Raw genomic sequence first — 297 nt, forward strand, 5'->3', positions numbered from 1 at the left:
CGGCAGGCCGTATAGCCGGGTGAGTCGATTCCAGGAGAAGCCTCGCAAGGACGAAGCGGAAGCGCTGATCGCACAGGCCGCCCTTTGGAATTGCGGGGTTTTTGGCTTCAAGCTGGACTATCTGATCAATCTGCTGATCGACATGGGGTTGCCGATCCAGTACGACGAGATGCTGCGCCAGTACGGCAAGCTGCCGGCGATCAGCTTTGACTTCCAGGTCGTCGAGCGGGCTGCTGCGATCGCTGTGACCGCCTATGCGGGCGCGTGGCGCGATCTGGGCACCTGGAACACGCTGAC

1 protein-coding gene is annotated in these 297 nt (G+C 61.6%); it reads left to right on the plus strand.

The features are described from left to right. Nucleotides 1–297: sugar phosphate nucleotidyltransferase (locus PA598K_RS18155; RefSeq protein WP_260405480.1), on the plus strand; the 297-nt coding region annotated here is incomplete at both ends.

Origin of the sequence: Paenibacillus sp. 598K (genome assembly GCF_003851045.1) — a bacterium.
Taxonomy (GTDB): domain Bacteria; phylum Bacillota; class Bacilli; order Paenibacillales; family Paenibacillaceae; genus Paenibacillus_D.